At 69.1% G+C, this 15,853-nt stretch carries 11 protein-coding genes; 6 read left to right on the top strand and 5 right to left on the bottom strand.

The window, feature by feature from the left end:
- The 6 genes from AC1RNQ_RS10170 to AC1RNQ_RS10145 all read left to right on the top strand — a co-directional run bounded on the left by AC1RNQ_RS10170 (position 1) and on the right by AC1RNQ_RS10145 (position 9,138).
- Positions 1 to 174, top strand: a complete 174-nt coding sequence (locus AC1RNQ_RS10170; RefSeq protein ID WP_493170996.1) for a hypothetical protein — start codon at positions 1 to 3, stop codon at positions 172 to 174.
- A complete protein-coding gene (gene nirB, locus AC1RNQ_RS10165; protein ID WP_493170994.1) occupies positions 174 to 2,669 on the top strand; it encodes a nitrite reductase large subunit NirB in 2,496 nt (831 codons plus the stop codon). Before AC1RNQ_RS10170 ends, nirB begins: the two co-directional genes overlap by 1 nt.
- Complete coding sequence (gene nirD / locus AC1RNQ_RS10160) at positions 2,666 to 3,007, top strand: nitrite reductase small subunit NirD (protein WP_493170992.1); 342 nt, start codon at positions 2,666 to 2,668, stop codon at positions 3,005 to 3,007. The genes nirB and nirD overlap by 4 nt, the downstream gene beginning before the upstream one ends.
- Positions 3,008 to 3,125: 118 nt before the next feature.
- Positions 3,126 to 5,720: a molybdopterin-dependent oxidoreductase gene (locus AC1RNQ_RS10155; RefSeq protein WP_493170991.1), complete on the top strand. Its 2,595-nt coding sequence runs from the start codon at positions 3,126 to 3,128 to the stop codon at positions 5,718 to 5,720.
- Positions 5,710 to 6,543 carry a uroporphyrinogen-III C-methyltransferase gene (cobA, locus tag AC1RNQ_RS10150; RefSeq protein ID WP_493170989.1) on the top strand — a complete coding sequence of 278 codons (834 nt, stop codon included), beginning with the start codon at positions 5,710 to 5,712 and terminating at the stop codon, positions 6,541 to 6,543. Before AC1RNQ_RS10155 ends, cobA begins: the two co-directional genes overlap by 11 nt.
- A gap of 324 nt (positions 6,544 to 6,867) precedes the next feature.
- On the top strand, positions 6,868 to 9,138 hold the full coding sequence (locus AC1RNQ_RS10145) for a sensor histidine kinase (RefSeq protein ID WP_493170988.1): 2,271 nt from the start codon (positions 6,868 to 6,870) through the stop codon (positions 9,136 to 9,138).
- Here the strand turns inward: AC1RNQ_RS10145 and AC1RNQ_RS10140 are convergent.
- The 5 genes from AC1RNQ_RS10140 to AC1RNQ_RS10120 form a co-directional block, all read right to left on the bottom strand.
- On the bottom strand, positions 9,124 to 9,741 hold the full coding sequence (locus tag AC1RNQ_RS10140) for a response regulator (protein WP_493170986.1): 618 nt from the start codon (positions 9,739 to 9,741) through the stop codon (positions 9,124 to 9,126). The two genes, AC1RNQ_RS10145 and AC1RNQ_RS10140, sit on opposite strands and share 15 nt — an antisense overlap.
- Before the next feature lie 83 nt (positions 9,742 to 9,824).
- On the bottom strand, positions 9,825 to 13,019 hold the full coding sequence (locus AC1RNQ_RS10135; RefSeq protein WP_493170985.1) for an efflux RND transporter permease subunit: 3,195 nt from the start codon (positions 13,017 to 13,019) through the stop codon (positions 9,825 to 9,827).
- Positions 13,020 to 13,021: 2 nt separating this feature from the next.
- Positions 13,022 to 14,155, bottom strand: a complete 1,134-nt coding sequence (locus AC1RNQ_RS10130; protein WP_493170984.1) for an efflux RND transporter periplasmic adaptor subunit — start codon at positions 14,153 to 14,155, stop codon at positions 13,022 to 13,024.
- Positions 14,152 to 15,417, bottom strand: coding sequence for a TolC family protein (locus AC1RNQ_RS10125; RefSeq protein WP_493170982.1), 1,266 nt, complete (start codon positions 15,415 to 15,417; stop codon positions 14,152 to 14,154). Before AC1RNQ_RS10125 ends, AC1RNQ_RS10130 begins: the two co-directional genes overlap by 4 nt.
- 63 nt (positions 15,418 to 15,480) lie before the next feature.
- Positions 15,481 to 15,819: a hypothetical protein gene (locus tag AC1RNQ_RS10120; RefSeq protein ID WP_493170980.1), complete on the bottom strand. Its 339-nt coding sequence runs from the start codon at positions 15,817 to 15,819 to the stop codon at positions 15,481 to 15,483.
- Positions 15,820 to 15,853 lie beyond the last annotated feature (34 nt).

Below are 15,853 nucleotides of genomic sequence, written 5' to 3'. Positions count from 1 at the left end.
ATGACCCGCACCCTCATCCTCTTGCTGGCGCTCGCGCCGGCCGGGGTGGCGCACGCCCAGAACGTCGCCCTCAAGCCGCTCAGCGAAGCCCGGCTCCGCTACGAGAGCGTCGACCAGGACGGCTTCGCCACCGACACCGACAAATTTTGGCTCCAACTGGACTGGATGCTTTGATGGAACATCGCCCCCTCAAGCCCGAAACCGACACGCGCGAGCACCTCGTCGTCGTCGGCAACGGCATGGCCGGCTGCCGCGCGGTCGAGGAACTGCTCGCGCGCGATCCGAACCGCTATCGCGTGACGATTTTCGGCGCCGAACCGCGGGTCAATTACAACCGCATCATGCTCTCTCCCGTCCTCGCCGGCGAGAAATGCTTCGACGATATCGTGATCAACGATGCCGGCTGGTACGCCGACAACGGCATCGCGCTCGTCGCCGGCGATCCGGTCGCGACGATCGACCGCGCCGCGAAGACGGTAACGACGCGCAGCGGGCTCGCCGAAGGCTATGACCGCCTGCTGATCGCGACGGGCTCCGATCCCTTCATCATCCCGGTGCCGGGCAAGGACCTTCCCGGCGTCATCGCCTTTCGCGACATGGACGATGTCGACACGATGCTCGCCGCCGCCGACGCGGGCGGCGATGCAGTGGTGATCGGCGGCGGGCTGCTCGGGCTCGAGGCGGCGCACGGCCTCAGCTTGCGTGGGATGAAGGTCACGGTCATCCACCTGATGCCGACGCTGATGGAGCGCCAGCTCGACGAGGCGGCGGGCTGGCTGCTCAAAAATGCGCTCGAAGCGCGCGGCCAGACGATCCTGACCGGCGCCGACACCGCCGAGATCATAGGCGACGGCAAGGTCGAGGGCGTCAGACTGAAGGACGGCACGCTGATCCCCGCCAGCCTCGTCGTGATGGCGGTGGGCATCCGCCCTTCGACCCAGCTTGCCCGCGACGCGGGGCTCGCGGTCGGGCGTGGCATCCAGGTCGACGACCATATGGTGACCAGCGACCCCGCCGTGCTCGCGGTCGGCGAATGCGTCGAGCATGACGGGCAGGTCTATGGCCTTGTCGCACCCTTGTGGGACATGTGCCGCAGCCTCGCCGACGGCCTCGTCGAAAAGCCCAGCGGCTATCGCGGCTCGGTCACCTCGACCAAGCTCAAGGTCTCCGGCATCGACGTCTTTTCCGCCGGCGATTTCTCGGGCGGCGACGGGTGCGAGGACATTGTCCTCCGCGACGCGAGCCGCGGCGTCTACAAGCGCGTGATCGTCAGGGATGACCGCATTGTGGGCGCGGTGCTCTATGGCGATACCGCCGACGGTAGCTGGTATTTCGACCTCCTCAAGAAGCAGGAAGACGTCTCGGACCTTCGCGACTTGCTGATCTTCGGCCAGGCCTTCGCCGCGGGAGGCGGCGCGGCGGACCCTAAGGCGGCCGTTGCGGCGCTTTCCGACGATGCGGAAATCTGCGGCTGCAACGGCGTCACCAAGGGCCAGGTCGTCTCGTGCATCGCCAAGGGCGCGCACAGCCTCGACGCGGTGCGCGGCACCTGCAAGGCGTCGGCGAGTTGTGGCAGTTGCACCGGGCTCGTCGAGAATCTGCTCGCGCTGGCCTTGGGCGACGAGGTGCAGGCGGGTCCGAAGACGATGTGCAAATGCACCAGCTTCGGCCACGACGATGTCCGCCGCGAGATCGTCGCGCAAACCATGCGCTCGATCCCCGAGGTGATGCAGAAGCTGCACTGGACCACCCCCGACGGCTGCTCGTCGTGCCGACCGGCGCTCAACTATTACCTGCTCTGCGCGCTCCCCGGCGACTATGTCGACGACCAGCAGAGCCGCTTCGTCAACGAACGCCTGCACGCCAATATCCAGAAGGACGGGACCTATTCGGTCGTCCCGCGCATGTGGGGCGGGCTCACCAACCCCACCGAGTTGCGCGCGATCGCCGATGTCGTCGAGAAGTACAATGCGCCGATGGTCAAGGTGACCGGCGGCCAGCGGCTCGACATCTTCGGGATCAAAAAGGAGGATCTGCCCGCGGTCTGGGCTGATCTCAACGCCGCGGGCATGGTGTCGGGCCACGCCTATGGCAAGGCGCTGCGCACCGTGAAGACCTGCGTCGGGTCCGAATGGTGCCGCTTCGGCACGCAGGATTCGACCGGGCTCGGGGTCAAGATCGAACGGATGAGCTGGGGCAGCTGGATGCCGCACAAGTTCAAGATCGCAGTGTCGGGTTGCCCGCGCAATTGCGCCGAGGCGACGATCAAGGATTTCGGCATCGTCTGCGTCGACAGCGGCTACGAACTCCACGTCGGCGGCAATGGCGGGATCCACGTCCGCGCCACCGACCTCCTGTGCAAGGTCGCGACCGAGCAGGAGGCGATGGATTATTGCGCCGCCTTCATCCAGCTCTACCGCGAGGAAGCCCGCTATCTCGAACGCACCGCGCCGTGGATCGAGCGCGTTGGGGTCGATTACATCAAATCGCGGATCGCCGACGACGATACCGGCCGCGAGGCGCTGCGCGCGCGCTTCCTTTTCGCACAAAGCTTCAGCCAGGATGACCCTTGGGCGCAGCGCGCCGAAGGCGCCGAAGCCGAACATCATGCGCCGATGGCGCGCTTCACCCCGCAGAAGGCGTTTTTGGAAGAGGAGGTTGGGGCATGACCACCGCATTATGGCTCGACATCGGCTGGGTCGACCAGATTCCCGTGCGCGGCAGCCGCACCGTGCAGGTCGAGGGGGGCGACGACATCGCCGTCTTCCGTACCGCCGAGGGCAAGGTATTCGCACTGCTCGACCGCTGCCCGCACAAGCATGGCCGGCTCAGCCAGGGCATCGTCCACGGCGGCGCGGTCGCCTGCCCGCTGCACAACTGGCGGATCAGCCTGGCGACCGGCGAGGCGCTCGGCGAGGACAAGGGCTGTACGCCGACCGTCCCCGTCAAGATCGACGGCGGCCGCGTCCTCATCTGCCGCGCGAGCACGTTGAAAGCCGCGGCGTGAGGGTTGCGCATCATAAAGCCCCTCCCCTTCAGGGGAGGGGTTGGGCGTGGGGGCCATCGGCCTTGCGCAAGGTTTCGAGCCCCCACCCCAACCCCTCCCCTGAAGGGGAGGGGCTCAAGTGACGATCATCCGCACCACCTGCGCCTATTGCGGCGTCGGCTGCGGCATCCGCGCGACGGTGACGGGCGAGCGGACGGTCGACATCGCAGGCGACCCCGATCATCCGGCAAACCGGGGCCGCCTGTGCTCGAAGGGAACGCATCTCGGCGAGACCGTCGGCCTCGAAGGCCGCCTGCTCCATCCGATGATCGGCAGCAAGCGGGCGAGCTGGGACAAGGCGCTCGACCTTGTCGCCAGGCGTTTCAAGGAGACCATTGCGCGCCACGGCCCGGGTAGCGTCGCCTTCTATGTCTCGGGGCAATTGCTCACCGAGGATTATTATGTCGCGAACAAGCTGATGAAGGGCTTCATCGGCACCGCGAATATCGACACCAATTCGCGGCTGTGCATGTCCAGCGCGGTCGCCGGGCACATGCGTGCCTTCGGCGAGGATGTCGTGCCCGCGACCTACGACGATCTCGACGCCGCCGACCTGTTCGTCCTCGTCGGATCGAACACCGCCTGGTGCCACCCGATCGTCTATCAGCGCATCCGCGCGCGCTGCGAGGCCGGCGCGAAGCTCGTCGTCATCGACCCGCGCCGCACCGAGACCGCCGAGGAAGCCGACCTGCATCTGCCGGTCCGCCCGGGCAGCGACGTCGCGCTGATGAACGGCCTGCTCCGGCATTGCCGCGAAGCCGGCGTCGTCGACGAGGATTATCTCGCGGCGCATGTCGCAGTACCGCCGGATTTCTGGGACCAGCTTGGAGAGGGGAATGACCTTTGGTCGGTGGCGCGCACCTGCGACGTCCCCGCCGCCGACCTCAGGCATTTCTATGACCTGTTCGCCGCGAACCCGCGCACCGTCACGCTGTTCAGCCAGGGGATCAACCAGTCGACTGCGGGCACCGATCAGGTCAATGCGATCACCAACCTCCATCTTGCGACCGGCCGCATCGGCAGGCCCGGCGCCGCGCCCTTTTCGATCACCGGTCAGCCCAATGCGATGGGTGGGCGCGAGGTCGGCGGGCTCGCCTCGACGCTCGCCGCGCATATGGATTTCGCCCCCGCGAACCGCACCCGCGTCCAGCGCTTCTGGGCCGCGCCGACGATGGCGGAAAAGCCGGGCCTCAAGGCTGTCGATCTGTTCCGCGCGGTCGGCGAGGGGCGAATCAAGGCGCTGTGGGTCATGGCGACCAACCCCGCGGTGTCGATGCCCGACGTGAACCGGGTTCGCGAAGCGCTCGCCGCCTGTCCCTTCGTCGTCGTCAGCGACGCGATCGAAAAGACCGACACCGGCGCCTTCGCGCATGTTCGCCTGCCCGCCGCGGCATGGGGCGAGAAGGACGGCACGGTCACCAACAGCGACCGTATGATCAGCCGCCAGCGCGCGCTCTTCCCCCTCCCCGGCGAGGCGATGCCCGACTGGTGGATCGTCAAGGAGGTCGGGCGTCGGATGGGCTGGAAGAACGCTTTCACCTATGACCGCGCCGCCGACATCTGGCGCGAGCATTGCCGGCTGTCGAATTACGACAATGACGGCGCGCGCCTGTTCGCGCTGCCCGGCGCGGCGCAGGGTGGCAACGCGGCCTATGACGCGATGGAGCCGTTTCGCTGGGGCGGCGATCACCCCTTTGCCGACGGCCGTTTTTCGACCGACGACGGCCGGGCGCGGCTCGTCCCCGTCGCGCAGAAGCCCCTGCCCGAACCGCTCGTGAAATGGCCGCTGACGCTCAATAGCGGCCGCTACCGCGACCAGTGGCACACGATGACGCGCACCGGCCTCGCCCCCAAGCTCGCGCGCCACCGCGAGGAGCCGCTGGTCGAGGTCCACCCGGACGACGGTGCGCGGCTCGGCCTCACCGACGGCGGTCTCGCGCGCGTCGAAAGCCCGCAAGGCGACAGCCTTTACCGCGTCGCTTTCCACGCGGGTCAGCGCCCCGGCGAACTCTTCGTCCCGATCCACTGGACCGACCGCACGTCGAGCGGCGGGCGCACCGGCCTGCTGCCGCGCCCCCTCGTCGATCCAGTGTCGGGCCAGCCGGGATTCAAACGCACCCCGGCGTCGATCGCCGCCGTCACGCCCAAATGGCGCGGCTTCCTGCTTCTGTCGCGCGAGCTCGCAGCCACCCCGCGCTGCCTGTGGGCGACGCGCGTCGCCGTACCGTCGGGCGTGATGTGGGAGGTCGCGGGCAACGGCGATCTCAAGGCCATCGAGGCGCTGCTCCCCAAGGGCGAGCGCATCGAGGCACAGGACGCCGCGCGCGGCACGCGGCGCACCGCGATCGTCGCGAACGGCCGCCTCGTCGGCGCACTGTTCGTCACCGAGAGCGGCGAGCTGCCGCCGCGCGACTGGCTCATCGCGCAGCTCTCCGCCCCCGAGGTTGCGCCCACCCTGCTCGCGGGCCGCGCGCCCGGCGTGCAGGCCGACCGCGGCCCGATCGTCTGCGTCTGCTTCGACATCGGGCTGAAGACGATCATCGCGGCGATCCGCGACCAGAGCCTCGCCGACGTCGCCGCGATCGGCGGCGCCATCGGCGCCGGCACCAACTGCGGCTCGTGCCGCCCTGCGCTCGCGCGCATCCTCAGCGAGGAGACCAGCAATGCAGCCTGATGATTTTACACCCGGCACCGTCTGGCTCGTCGGCGCCGGACCCGGCGATCCGGAGCTGCTCACGTGCAAGGCCGTGCGCCTGATCGGGGCTGCCGACATCGTCTTCTACGATGCGCTGGTCGGCCCCGCCATTCTCGGCATCATTCCTGCAGGTGCGGAACGGGTCAGTGTGGGCAAGCGTTCGGGTCGCCATTCCAGGGATCAGAAAAGCATCGACACGATGCTCGTCGAGGCCGCGGCCGCGGGCAAGCGCGTCGTCCGTTTGAAGGGCGGCGACCCTTCGCTTTTCGGCCGATCGGCGGAGGAAATGGCCGCGCTGCGCGCCGCGGGATACGCCGTCCATGTCTGCCCCGGCGTCACCGCCGCGAGCGCGGCCGCGGCATCGGGGGGCGTTTCGCTGTCGCTGCGCGGCGTCGCGCGCGAGGTCCGCTTCGTCACCGCGCATAGCCGGCGCGGTGCGGCGCTGGATCTCGACTGGAGCGAGCTGGCGCGTGCGGGAACGACGCTGGCCTTCTACATGGGGCGCGACGCCGCATCCGAAATCTCGCGCGAGCTGATCGCGGCTGGAATGTCGGCAAGAACACCCGTCCTCATCGCCTGCAACATCAGCCTGCCGCAGGAATCGCTGTTGTCGACCCGCCTCGACCTGCTGGGGCTGGCCACCCGGGCCCTCGCCGCGACGGCGCCCACGCTGATCCTCGTCGGCGAGGCGGTGAAGACCGAAAGCCGTCAAGTGGCGACGGCCGAAAAGGACGAGGCCGGCGCGACCCCGGGGGTCGTGCCGGCCTCTAACCACCAGAACCGAAACAGATCGGGTCGCTAGATCGGAAAGCGGTTCGGGAGGCTAAGCAGGCACCATCGCCGGCGCAGGTTAACACCGGCGCACGCCCACCCGCTCGGCGTTGTTTCTGCTTGTTATTTCGCGCGCGGGCGGCGCGTCTACCCAATGTTTATTGGGATGGCGTCAACCTGCGGCATAGGCCAGCAGCGCGCATCCCGGCTGCGCAGCGAGACCCCGCGCAACGGGCAGCGGCGGCGGCGGAGAGGGGGCCGTCCGTCGCCGCGACCGATCGAGATTGCCGACCTAGGGCCTTATTTTCCAAATGAAAATTGACTTTCGTTGGTCAGCACGCGACAGATTTGGCGGATGTCGCAGCACTATCGGCTCGCACGATTCTGGTTCGCCCTGCTGACCCTGCTGCTGGCGGGCCTTTCGTCGCGGGTGGAGGCGGCGGGGGCCGATATCCCGACGGTCCAGCTCCGCGCCGGGCAGGACGCGCCTGCGCTCGCGCCCTATGTCCGCTATATCATCGACGACGCCGACCCGCTGGCGACCACCCCCGCCGAGTTGCTCGCCGGGCCGTTGCAGCGCGTCACCGGCTCCACGATCCATTTCGGTCCGCCGGGGCGCAAGACGATCGTCGCGGTGCGCGTGCGCAACGGCGGCGACAGCCAGGGCAGCTGGATCTTCACCACCGGCCGCGGATCGCTTGCCACTTTCCGCCTCTACGAGGTCGCGAGCGGCGACCTCGATCTGCTGGTCGACGGTTCAAACCCCGATGCCGCGGGCGAGAATCTGCAGACCTATCAGGCATTCAGCACCGAATTCGTGCTCGATCCGGGACAGGAGAAATTGCTGCTGATCGATTTCCTCTCCGAAAACTCGACCTACCTCCCGCTCAAGATCAACAGCTACGGCACCTTCTTCAAGGAGCGGCGCGCGAACATCGCGATGGTGTCGGGCGTCGTGTTCGGGGTCGCCGTGCTGATCCTGCTCAACTTCCTCTTCTTCTCGATCACCGGCCACCGCGAATTCGTCTGGCTTGCCGTAGCGCAGGCCTTTTTCGCGCTGAACACCGTCCATTCCGAAGGCTATATCACCATCTTCTTCCTCGCCGATCAGCCGCTCACCGGGGTCGCGGTCGAGGATGTCTTCAAATGCGGTTTCGCCGCCGCGATGGCGCAGTTCGGCCGCAGCTTCATCAATACCCGGCAGCATTTCCCGCGGCGCGACATCGCGCTGCGCGTGCTGATCGGCGCCGCCTTGCTGATCATGACGCTCCAGCCAGCGCTGTCGCTCTATCCGCCGGCGATGCGCCACACGCTCCACATCGGCGGCTGGCTCGTCGCGATCGGCAGCGCGCTGTTCCTGCCCTTCGTCGGCTTCGCCGCGATGCAGCAGCTCGGCCGCCAGCTCTGGCCGCTGTTCGTCGGCTGGGGCAGCCTCGCGCTCTTCATCGTCTATTCGGCGATCGCCTCGATGGGGGTTTTCGCCTGGCTGCCGATCAACTGGCACCTCGCGGGGCCGGTGGGGCTGTTCGAATCGATCATGGTGACGCTCGCGCTCGGCCTCAACCTCAAGAAGATCCAGAACGACAAGCTGGCCGCCGACGGCAATTATGCGCGGTCGATGGCCGAACGGCTCGAGATGAGCGAGCGTGCGGCGCGGCTCGCCGAGGAAAAGGCCTTCGCGCTCGAAACGGTGAACAGCCAGAACGCCCTGCTCCACGCCTCGGGGCACGACAGCAGACAGGTCATCCTCGCGCTCAACAGCGCGATCGACGTGCTCAAGCGCGGCGACGACACAGGGGTGAACGCCGACCTCACTGCGATGCTGCAAAGCTCGGCCACCTATCTGGGCGAGATCGTCTCGACCACCATCTCGGGCGCCAATATCGCGGGCAGCGACGCCGATTTCCTCGCGCTCGGCGCCTTCGACGCGCGCGCGCTGGTCGAGCCGCTGCAGATGATGTTCAAGACGCCCTTCGCGGGGAAAAAGCTGACGCTCGACACGCACGTCGAAGGCGCGATCACGATCATCTCGGACAAGCCCTTGTTGATGCGCGCACTCGCGAACCTCTTGAGCAATGCCTATCAATATACCGACGGCGGCGGGGCGCGCGTCGCCGTCGAGCGGCGCGGCGAGCAGGCCCTGATCACCATCGCCGACACCGGCCGTGGCATGGCCGGCGAGACCGTCGACGCGCTGAACGAGGGCCGCGCGACGCGGCTGCGCGCCGACGACGGCGCCGAGGGGACCGGATCGGGCTTCCGCGCGGCGAAGCGATTGGTCGAGGCGTTGTCGGGCACGCTCGTCATCACCGCCTCGTCGGACGCCGGGACGGTCATCGAAATCGCCCTGCCCGCCGCCTTCGCCAGCATCACGCCCTGCACCGCCGACGAACTGCAGGCCGGCATCCCGCACTGGCGCATCCTCGACTTCGACCAGCGCACCGCTTTCGACAATGCAATCGCGGCGGCCGGCCGCCCGGCGCACGCCTCGCTCGCAGCGTTGACCTATGACGACACCAGCGTCACCCGAGGCCGCCTGGGCGAGATCGTCGCCATGGCGATCATCAAGCCGCCGTGCCGCGAGATGCTGCGGCACCCCGCGCTAGCGGGATCACAGCAACCCTAGCTCCTGCGCGCGCTCGACGATCTTGCGGTTGTTCGCGACCTCGAGCTTGCGGCGCAGTTCGGCGATGTGGAAGGATACCGTCGGCTGCGCGATCGCCAGCCGATAGGCGATTTCCTTGTTGCTCTCGCCCTGTGCCAGATAGTGGAGGATCGCCATCTGGCGCGACGACAGCGCGACGGGCGGCTGCTGGAACTTGCCGAGCGCCTCGCGCATGTGCGGCGACACGAAGATGTCGCCCGCCAGCGCCGCGTCGCACGCCGCGACGATCTGGTCGGACGGATCGGCCTTGCTGACCACCGCGCGCGCGCCGAGCTTCAGCGCATAGTCGATCTCGCCCGGCACCGTCTCGCCGGTCAGGATGATCACGGTCATGTCCCGCGACCCGACGATCTCCGCCAGCACGTTGATCCCGCGTACATCGGGCAGGTTGAGGTCGAGGATGACCAGGTCGACCGGCTGCGACTGGACGAACGCGTTGACCATGGCGCCCCGATCCAAGGCCCCGACGATCGCATAACGGTCGAGTCCGGCGAACAGCAGCTTGATCCCGCTCTGGGTGATCGCATGATCGTCGACGATCAGGATATTATGCTTGGCCGTCATCGCAGCGCCCCCGTTCCCTGTCTGCGAATGCCCGACAAGATCGCGTCGCCGCAACTCGAATATAATTGGGTCCCGCTCCATCGTCAGCTTCCTTCCGCCAGGGCGCCGGCGCGCGGACGCCCGTAGCGCGCGTACAGCGTCGGCAGCACGAACAGGGTGAGCAGGGTGGCCGAGACCAGCCCGCCGATCACGACCGTCGCGAGCGGCTTCTGCACCTCGGCCCCCGCCCCGGTCGCGAGCGCCATCGGCACGAAGCCGAGCGACGCCACCAGCGCGGTCATCACCACCGGTCGCAACCGCGCGAGCGCGCCCTCCCTCGCCGCCCGGACGCGCGCCATGCCGCCCGCGATCAGCCCCTGGATCGAGGTCACCATCACCAGCCCGTTGAGCACCGCGATGCCCGACAGCGCGATGAAGCCCACCGCCGCCGAGATCGAGAAGGGCATGCCGCGCAGCAGCAGCGCGAGCATCCCGCCGACCAGCGCCAGCGGCACCCCGGTGAAGACGATCGCCGCATCGCGGACGCTGCCGAGCGCGCCGTAGAGCAGGAGCAGGATCAGCGCGAAGCACGCCGGGACGACGAGGGCGAGCCGCGCGCGAGCCGAGGCGAGATTTTCGAACTGCCCGCCCCATTGCAGATATTGGCCCGCGGGCAGGCGCAGTTGCTCGCGGATCGCCTCTCGCGCATCCTCGACCACGCTCGCGACGTCGCGGCCGCGGACATTGGCCTGGACGACGATCCGCCGCTTGCCATTTTCGCGGCCGATCTGGTTCGGGCCGTCGGTGACCGCCAGCTTGGCGACGCTCTCCAGCGGCACGAACTGTCCATCCGGCAAGGGCACCGGCAGCTGGCCCAGCGCCGCGAAATCGGCGCGCGCGGTATCCGAAAGGCGGATGGTCACGGCAAAGCGCCGGTCGCCCTCGAAGATCACCCCAGCGTCGCGGCCGCCGATCGCCGCCGCGACGGTTTCCTGCAACGCCGCGGCACTGACGCCGAGCCGCGCCATCGCGTCGCGCCTGGGCTGGATGTCGAGCATCGGCAGCCCCTCGGTCTGCTCGACGCGCACGTCGGTCGCGCCCTCGGTCTTCCGCAGGATCGCCGCGATCCGGTTGGCCGTCGCCGCCATCGCGTCGCTGTCGTCGCCGAAGACCTTGACCGCGACGTCGCCGCGCACCCCCGCGATCAGCTCGTTGAAGCGCATCTGGATCGGCTGGCTGATCTCGAAGGCGCTGCCGGGCAGGTCGGCGAGCCGCTTTTCGACCTTGCCGATCAGCCCGGCCTTGGTCAGCCGCGGGTCGGGCCAGTCCGTCCGGTCCTTCATGATGATGAAGGTGTCGGAGATGTTCGGCGGCATCGGGTCCGACGCGAGCTCGGCGGTGCCCGTCTTCGAAAAGACGAATTTCACCTCGGGAAGCGCCGACAGCGACCGCTCGACACGCAGCTGCATCGCCTGGCTCTGGTCGACCGAGGTGCCCGGCACGCGCAGCAATTGCGCGGTCAGGTCGCCCTCGTCGAGTTGCGGCAGGAACTCCTGCCCCAGCGCGACGTAGGCGCCGGCGGCGACGAGCAAGGCTGCCCCCGCGGCGAGCATCGTACCCTGCGGCTTCGCCATCGCATGGTCCAGCCGCGGCGCATAATGCCGGCCGAGCCACGCCATGATCCGCCCCTCCTTCTCCTCGACCGGCTTCGACAGCCAGATCGCGAGCATCGCAGGGACGAAAGTCAGCGACAGGACGAAGGCGCCGACCAGCGCGAAGATCACCGTCAGCGCCATCGGGGTGAAGCTCTTGCCCTCGACCCCGGTCAGCGTCAGCAGCGGGACATAGACGAGGATGATGATCGCCTGCCCATAGACCGACGGACGGATCATCTCGCGCGCGGCCGCGGCGACCGCCGCCAGCCGCTCGTCGCGGGTCAGCGTCCGCCCGATCCTGTGCTGCTGCTCGCCGATCCGCCGCAGCGCATTTTCGACGATGATCACCGCGCCGTCGACGATCAGGCCGAAGTCGAGGGCGCCGAGGCTCATCAGGTTCGCCGACACGCCCCCCTGCAACATGCCGAAGCTGGTGAGCAGCATGGTGACGGGGATGACGAGCGCCGCGATCAGCGCCGCGCGGAAATTGCCGAGTAGCAGGAACAGGATGACGATGACCAGCAGCGCGCCCTCGGTCAGGTTCTTCGCCACCGTCTTCACAGTTGCCTCGACCAGCCCGGTGCGGTCGAGCACCGGCTGGATCACGACGTCGGTCGGCAGCGAGGCGTTGATCTCCTCGAGCCGCGCCGCGACGCCGCTCGCGACGTCGCGGCTGTTCTCGCCGATGCGCATGATCGCGGTGCCGACGACGACTTCGCGGCCGTTTTCAGAGGCCGAGCCCATGCGGATCGCCTGCCCCGTCTTCACCGCCGCGACCTGGCCCAGCGTGATCGGCACGCCGCCGCGCGTCGCGATGACGGTTTCGGCGAGTTCGGCCGCGCCGCCGATACGCGCGTCGGAGCGTACCGCCAGGCCCTCGCCGTTGCGGTCGACGACGCCCGCGCCGATCGCGCGATTATTGGCCTCCAGCGCCCCCGCAAGGTCGGTCAGGCCGAGGCCGAGTGCAGCCAGCCGCTGCATGTCGGGCACTACCTGATATTGCTTCACATAGCCGCCGATGGTGTCGATGCCCGCGATGCCGGGCACGGTCTTGAGCAGCGGCGTCACGATCCAGTCCTGCGCGGTGCGCAAATAGGTCGCCTTGTCGGCCTCGCTCACCAGCCGCTCGCCCTCGGGGGTGATATAGCTGCCGTCGGGCTGCAGCCCGGGCTCGCCCGGTTGGTGCCTGTCCTCGGGCCGGTGCGCGAGGTGGACGGTCCACATCATGACCTCGCCCAGCCCGGTCGCGATCGGCCCCATTTCGGGGTTCACCCCCTCAGGAAGCCCCTCCTCGGCCTCGCGCAGCCGTTCGGCGACCTGCGCGCGCGCGAAATAGATGTCGGTCGAATCGGCAAAGACCGCGGTGACCTGCGCAAAGCCGTTGCGGCTGAGCGAGCGCGTATTCTCGAGCCCCGGAATGCCCGCGAGCGCCGTCTCGATCGGAAAGGCAACCTGGCGCTCGACCTGTTCGGGCGACAGCGCCGGCGCGCGGGCGTTGATCTGGACCTGGTTGTTGGTGATGTCGGGAACCGCGTCGATCGGCAGGCGCGCGAGCGCCCACGCCCCGACGAGGGTGGCGATGGCGGTGACGAGCAGCACGAACCAGCGCCGCGCGACCGCGAAGTCGACGATTTTGGCGATCATGATCAATGCCCCCCATGCTCGGCTTCGCCCTTGCCGAGCTCCGCCTTCAGCGTGAAACTGCCCTTGCCCGCGATTTGCTCGCGGCCCGACAATCCGGTGACCGTCGCCTGCCCGCCGCCGCGCGCGGCGACCGCGACCGGTACGGCGCGGAACCCCTCGGCGGTGCGCACGAAGACGACCGTCCTGCCCTCGACCGTCTGGAGCGCGCTTTCGGTTATGGTGATCGCATCCGACGCCGCGCCAGTCTGAACAGCCACGGTCACGGGCTCGCCCGGACGCCAGAGCGCCGCGCCATTGTCGAGCAGCGCGACGGCGGGGACCAGCCGTGTCGCCTCGTCGAGAACCGGCGACACGAATCCGATGCGCGCCTGCGCACGGCGGTCGCCCGATCGCACCTCGACGGGCATCCCGACGCGAACCTTCCCGGCATCCGAGGGCGACAGCGTCAGGTTGATCGCGACGCGGCCGAGGTTGGCGACGCGGAAGAGTTCGGCGTCGGGGGCGACGGTCTGGCCGAGGACGACGCTGCGCGCCGTCACCTGCCCGCCGATCGGCGCGGTCACGCCGATGCGGTTGAGCGCGCCGCCGCCGACCCCCGCGGCGGCGAGTTGCTGCTGCGCGAGACGGAGCGCGATATTCGCCTCGGTCATCGCCGTGCGCGCGGCGATCAGGTCGCGCTCGGGCGAGACATTGAGCTTGAACAGCCGCTCCTCGCGGTCGAGGGTCGACCGCGCGAGCGCCGCGCGCGCCCGCGCGGCCTCGACCTCGGCGCGCAGCCCCGCCGCATCGCGGCTTTCGATCACCGCCATGATTTCGCCGCGACGCACCGCCTGGCCGAGGTTGCGGTTGAGCGCGACGATACGCCCGCCGATCGCCGCCGAGACGACCTGCGTCGCCTGCGGGTCGCTTTCGATCGTCGCGGGCAGGGTCAGCAGGCCGGCCCCGCCGGCAGCGGGACGCACGATCCCGATCCCCGCCGCCGCGATCTGCTGTGCGGTCAGGTGGATCGCGCCTTCTTCTTGCTCATGCCCCTTTTCGGCCTCGACCGGCTTTTCGGGGGCCGGCTGGCCGCAGCCCGGCAGGGCGAGGGTCAGGGCGAGCGGCAGCGCCGCGCGGATGATGGTCTTCGATGTCATCGGATATCTCCTGCGCCCTCGAGGCGCGTCGTCAGGCGCGCGAGGCGTGCGACGGCATTGTGATAGTCGGCGCGCGCGTCGATCGCGGCGCGCTGCGTGTCGAGAAGCATGCGCTCGGCGTCGAGCAGCACCATCTGGTCGAACTTGCCCTCGGCATAGCCGATGCGCGCGATGCGCGCCGCCTCGCCTGCGGCCGCGAGCGCGGGGTTCGATCCCCATACCGCCGACGCCGCGCGGTCGCGCTCGGCTTCGGCGGCAGCAATCGCCCGCTGCGCCTCGAACAGCGTGACGCGCTGCCGCGCCTCGGCATGATCGCGCTCGCGCGCTGCCTGCGCCACCGCCGCCTTGCCGCCATTGAAGACGGGCAGCGGGATCGAGACGCCGAAGACCATCGCCTGGTCGTTCGACGCCTCCAAGCGCCGCGTCCCTGCCGTCAGCATCAGGTCGGGAACGCGCTGGCTGCGCGCGAGGCGCAGCCCGGCTTCGGCCGCTCCGGTATCGGTCGCGGCGGCGGCGAGCGCGAGCGTGCCCTCGGCGCCGGCGGGCGCCGCCGGGCCATAGGCACCGGTTGCTGCCCGGTCGAACCACGCGGTATCGAGCGCGCCGAGCGCCGGATCGCCGGCATAGCGGCGCAGGATCGCGCGCGACGCCCCCGCCGCTCCCCGCGCGGTGTTGGCCTCGGTCCGCGCCTTCGCCGCTTCGAGCAACGCGCGCTGCGCATCGATCGGCGAATTGGCGCCGACCATCACGCGGTCGCGCGCGATACGCAGATTCTCGGTGGCCACCGTCAGCCGGTCCTCGGCGACCCGCGCGCGGCGGTCGGCCGCTATGGACGCGATATAGGCCTCGGTTACCTCCAGCCGCAGGTCCGCCGCCGCGATCGCGACCTCGACCTCGGCCCGGCGGATGCGCGCGTCGGCGACGGCGATGCGCGCCGAACGCTTGCCGCCGAGTTCGAGGGGCATCGCGAACGCGAGCGTCGTGTCGCTCTCGTCGAAACCCCTGTACGGCCCGGTGCCGAGCGCATTTTCGGTATCGATGCCGACCGACGGATTGGGCCGCAGCCCGGCGACCGCGCGCCCGGCTTCGGCGGACAGCCGGCCCGCCTCGGCCGCGACGGGTGCGGGCGATCGGCGCCCGGCTTCGGCCAACGCCTCGTCGAGGGTGAACACATCGTCGCCCGAAGCGGGCGGCGACGTCTGCGCCTGCGCTGCGAGGACGCAGAGCGGTGCGGCCAGCACGGCCGCGATGAATCGCTTCATAAAATCTATCCTGAACTATCCGGAAGGAACCGGCGTCGCCAAGCGGACGTCGGCGCGGACGGTTCAGGCGATGGGCGGGCGCAGACTGGCGTCGGGGACGAGTTGCGGCAGGAAGTCGTCGCCGCCGGCGAAATTCAGCGCGCGAACGGGCCGGGTGACGGCCGCCGTGCCCTTGCCGACGGCGTCGCCCTGATGATGGCCGTGGCAGCCGCCATGGGCATGGAGGCCCCATTTGTCGCTGTCGCCGTCTTGAGGCTGTTCGCCGCCCCGATCGTGCGCGGCACTTTCGACGCAGGCATTGGCGCCGCTTTCGATCAGCGCCTCGCCGGCATGCGCGACCGCGCCCATCCCGAGGGAGAGCGCGACCATGAGGCCGAGAAGGAGGCGCATCAGCGGACGCATGGCGCGGCTATAATCGGGCGCTCGTGCGAAGTCA

The organism is Sphingopyxis sp. GW821-FHT12F08 (assembly GCF_058806755.1).
The sequence above is the reverse complement of the archived record's forward strand: the minus strand, read 5'-3'. Positions and strand labels throughout refer to the sequence as shown.

Bases quoted from the DNA above. Each gene is read 5' to 3' on its own strand.
- AC1RNQ_RS10170 (WP_493170996.1), top strand. From the start codon at position 1: ATGACCCGCACCCTCATCCTCTTGCTGGCGCTCGCGCCGGCCGGGGTG.
- nirB (WP_493170994.1), top strand. From the start codon at position 174: ATGGAACATCGCCCCCTCAAGCCCGAAACCGACACGCGCGAGCACCTC.
- nirD (WP_493170992.1), top strand. From the start codon at position 2,666: ATGACCACCGCATTATGGCTCGACATCGGCTGGGTCGACCAGATTCCC.
- cobA (WP_493170989.1), top strand. From the start codon at position 5,710: ATGCAGCCTGATGATTTTACACCCGGCACCGTCTGGCTCGTCGGCGCC.
- AC1RNQ_RS10145 (WP_493170988.1), top strand. From the start codon at position 6,868: ATGTCGCAGCACTATCGGCTCGCACGATTCTGGTTCGCCCTGCTGACC.
- AC1RNQ_RS10140 (WP_493170986.1), bottom strand. From the start codon at position 9,741: ATGACGGCCAAGCATAATATCCTGATCGTCGACGATCATGCGATCACC.
- AC1RNQ_RS10135 (WP_493170985.1), bottom strand. From the start codon at position 13,019: ATGATCGCCAAAATCGTCGACTTCGCGGTCGCGCGGCGCTGGTTCGTG.
- AC1RNQ_RS10130 (WP_493170984.1), bottom strand. From the start codon at position 14,155: ATGACATCGAAGACCATCATCCGCGCGGCGCTGCCGCTCGCCCTGACC.
- AC1RNQ_RS10125 (WP_493170982.1), bottom strand. From the start codon at position 15,417: ATGAAGCGATTCATCGCGGCCGTGCTGGCCGCACCGCTCTGCGTCCTC.
- AC1RNQ_RS10120 (WP_493170980.1), bottom strand. From the start codon at position 15,819: ATGCGTCCGCTGATGCGCCTCCTTCTCGGCCTCATGGTCGCGCTCTCC.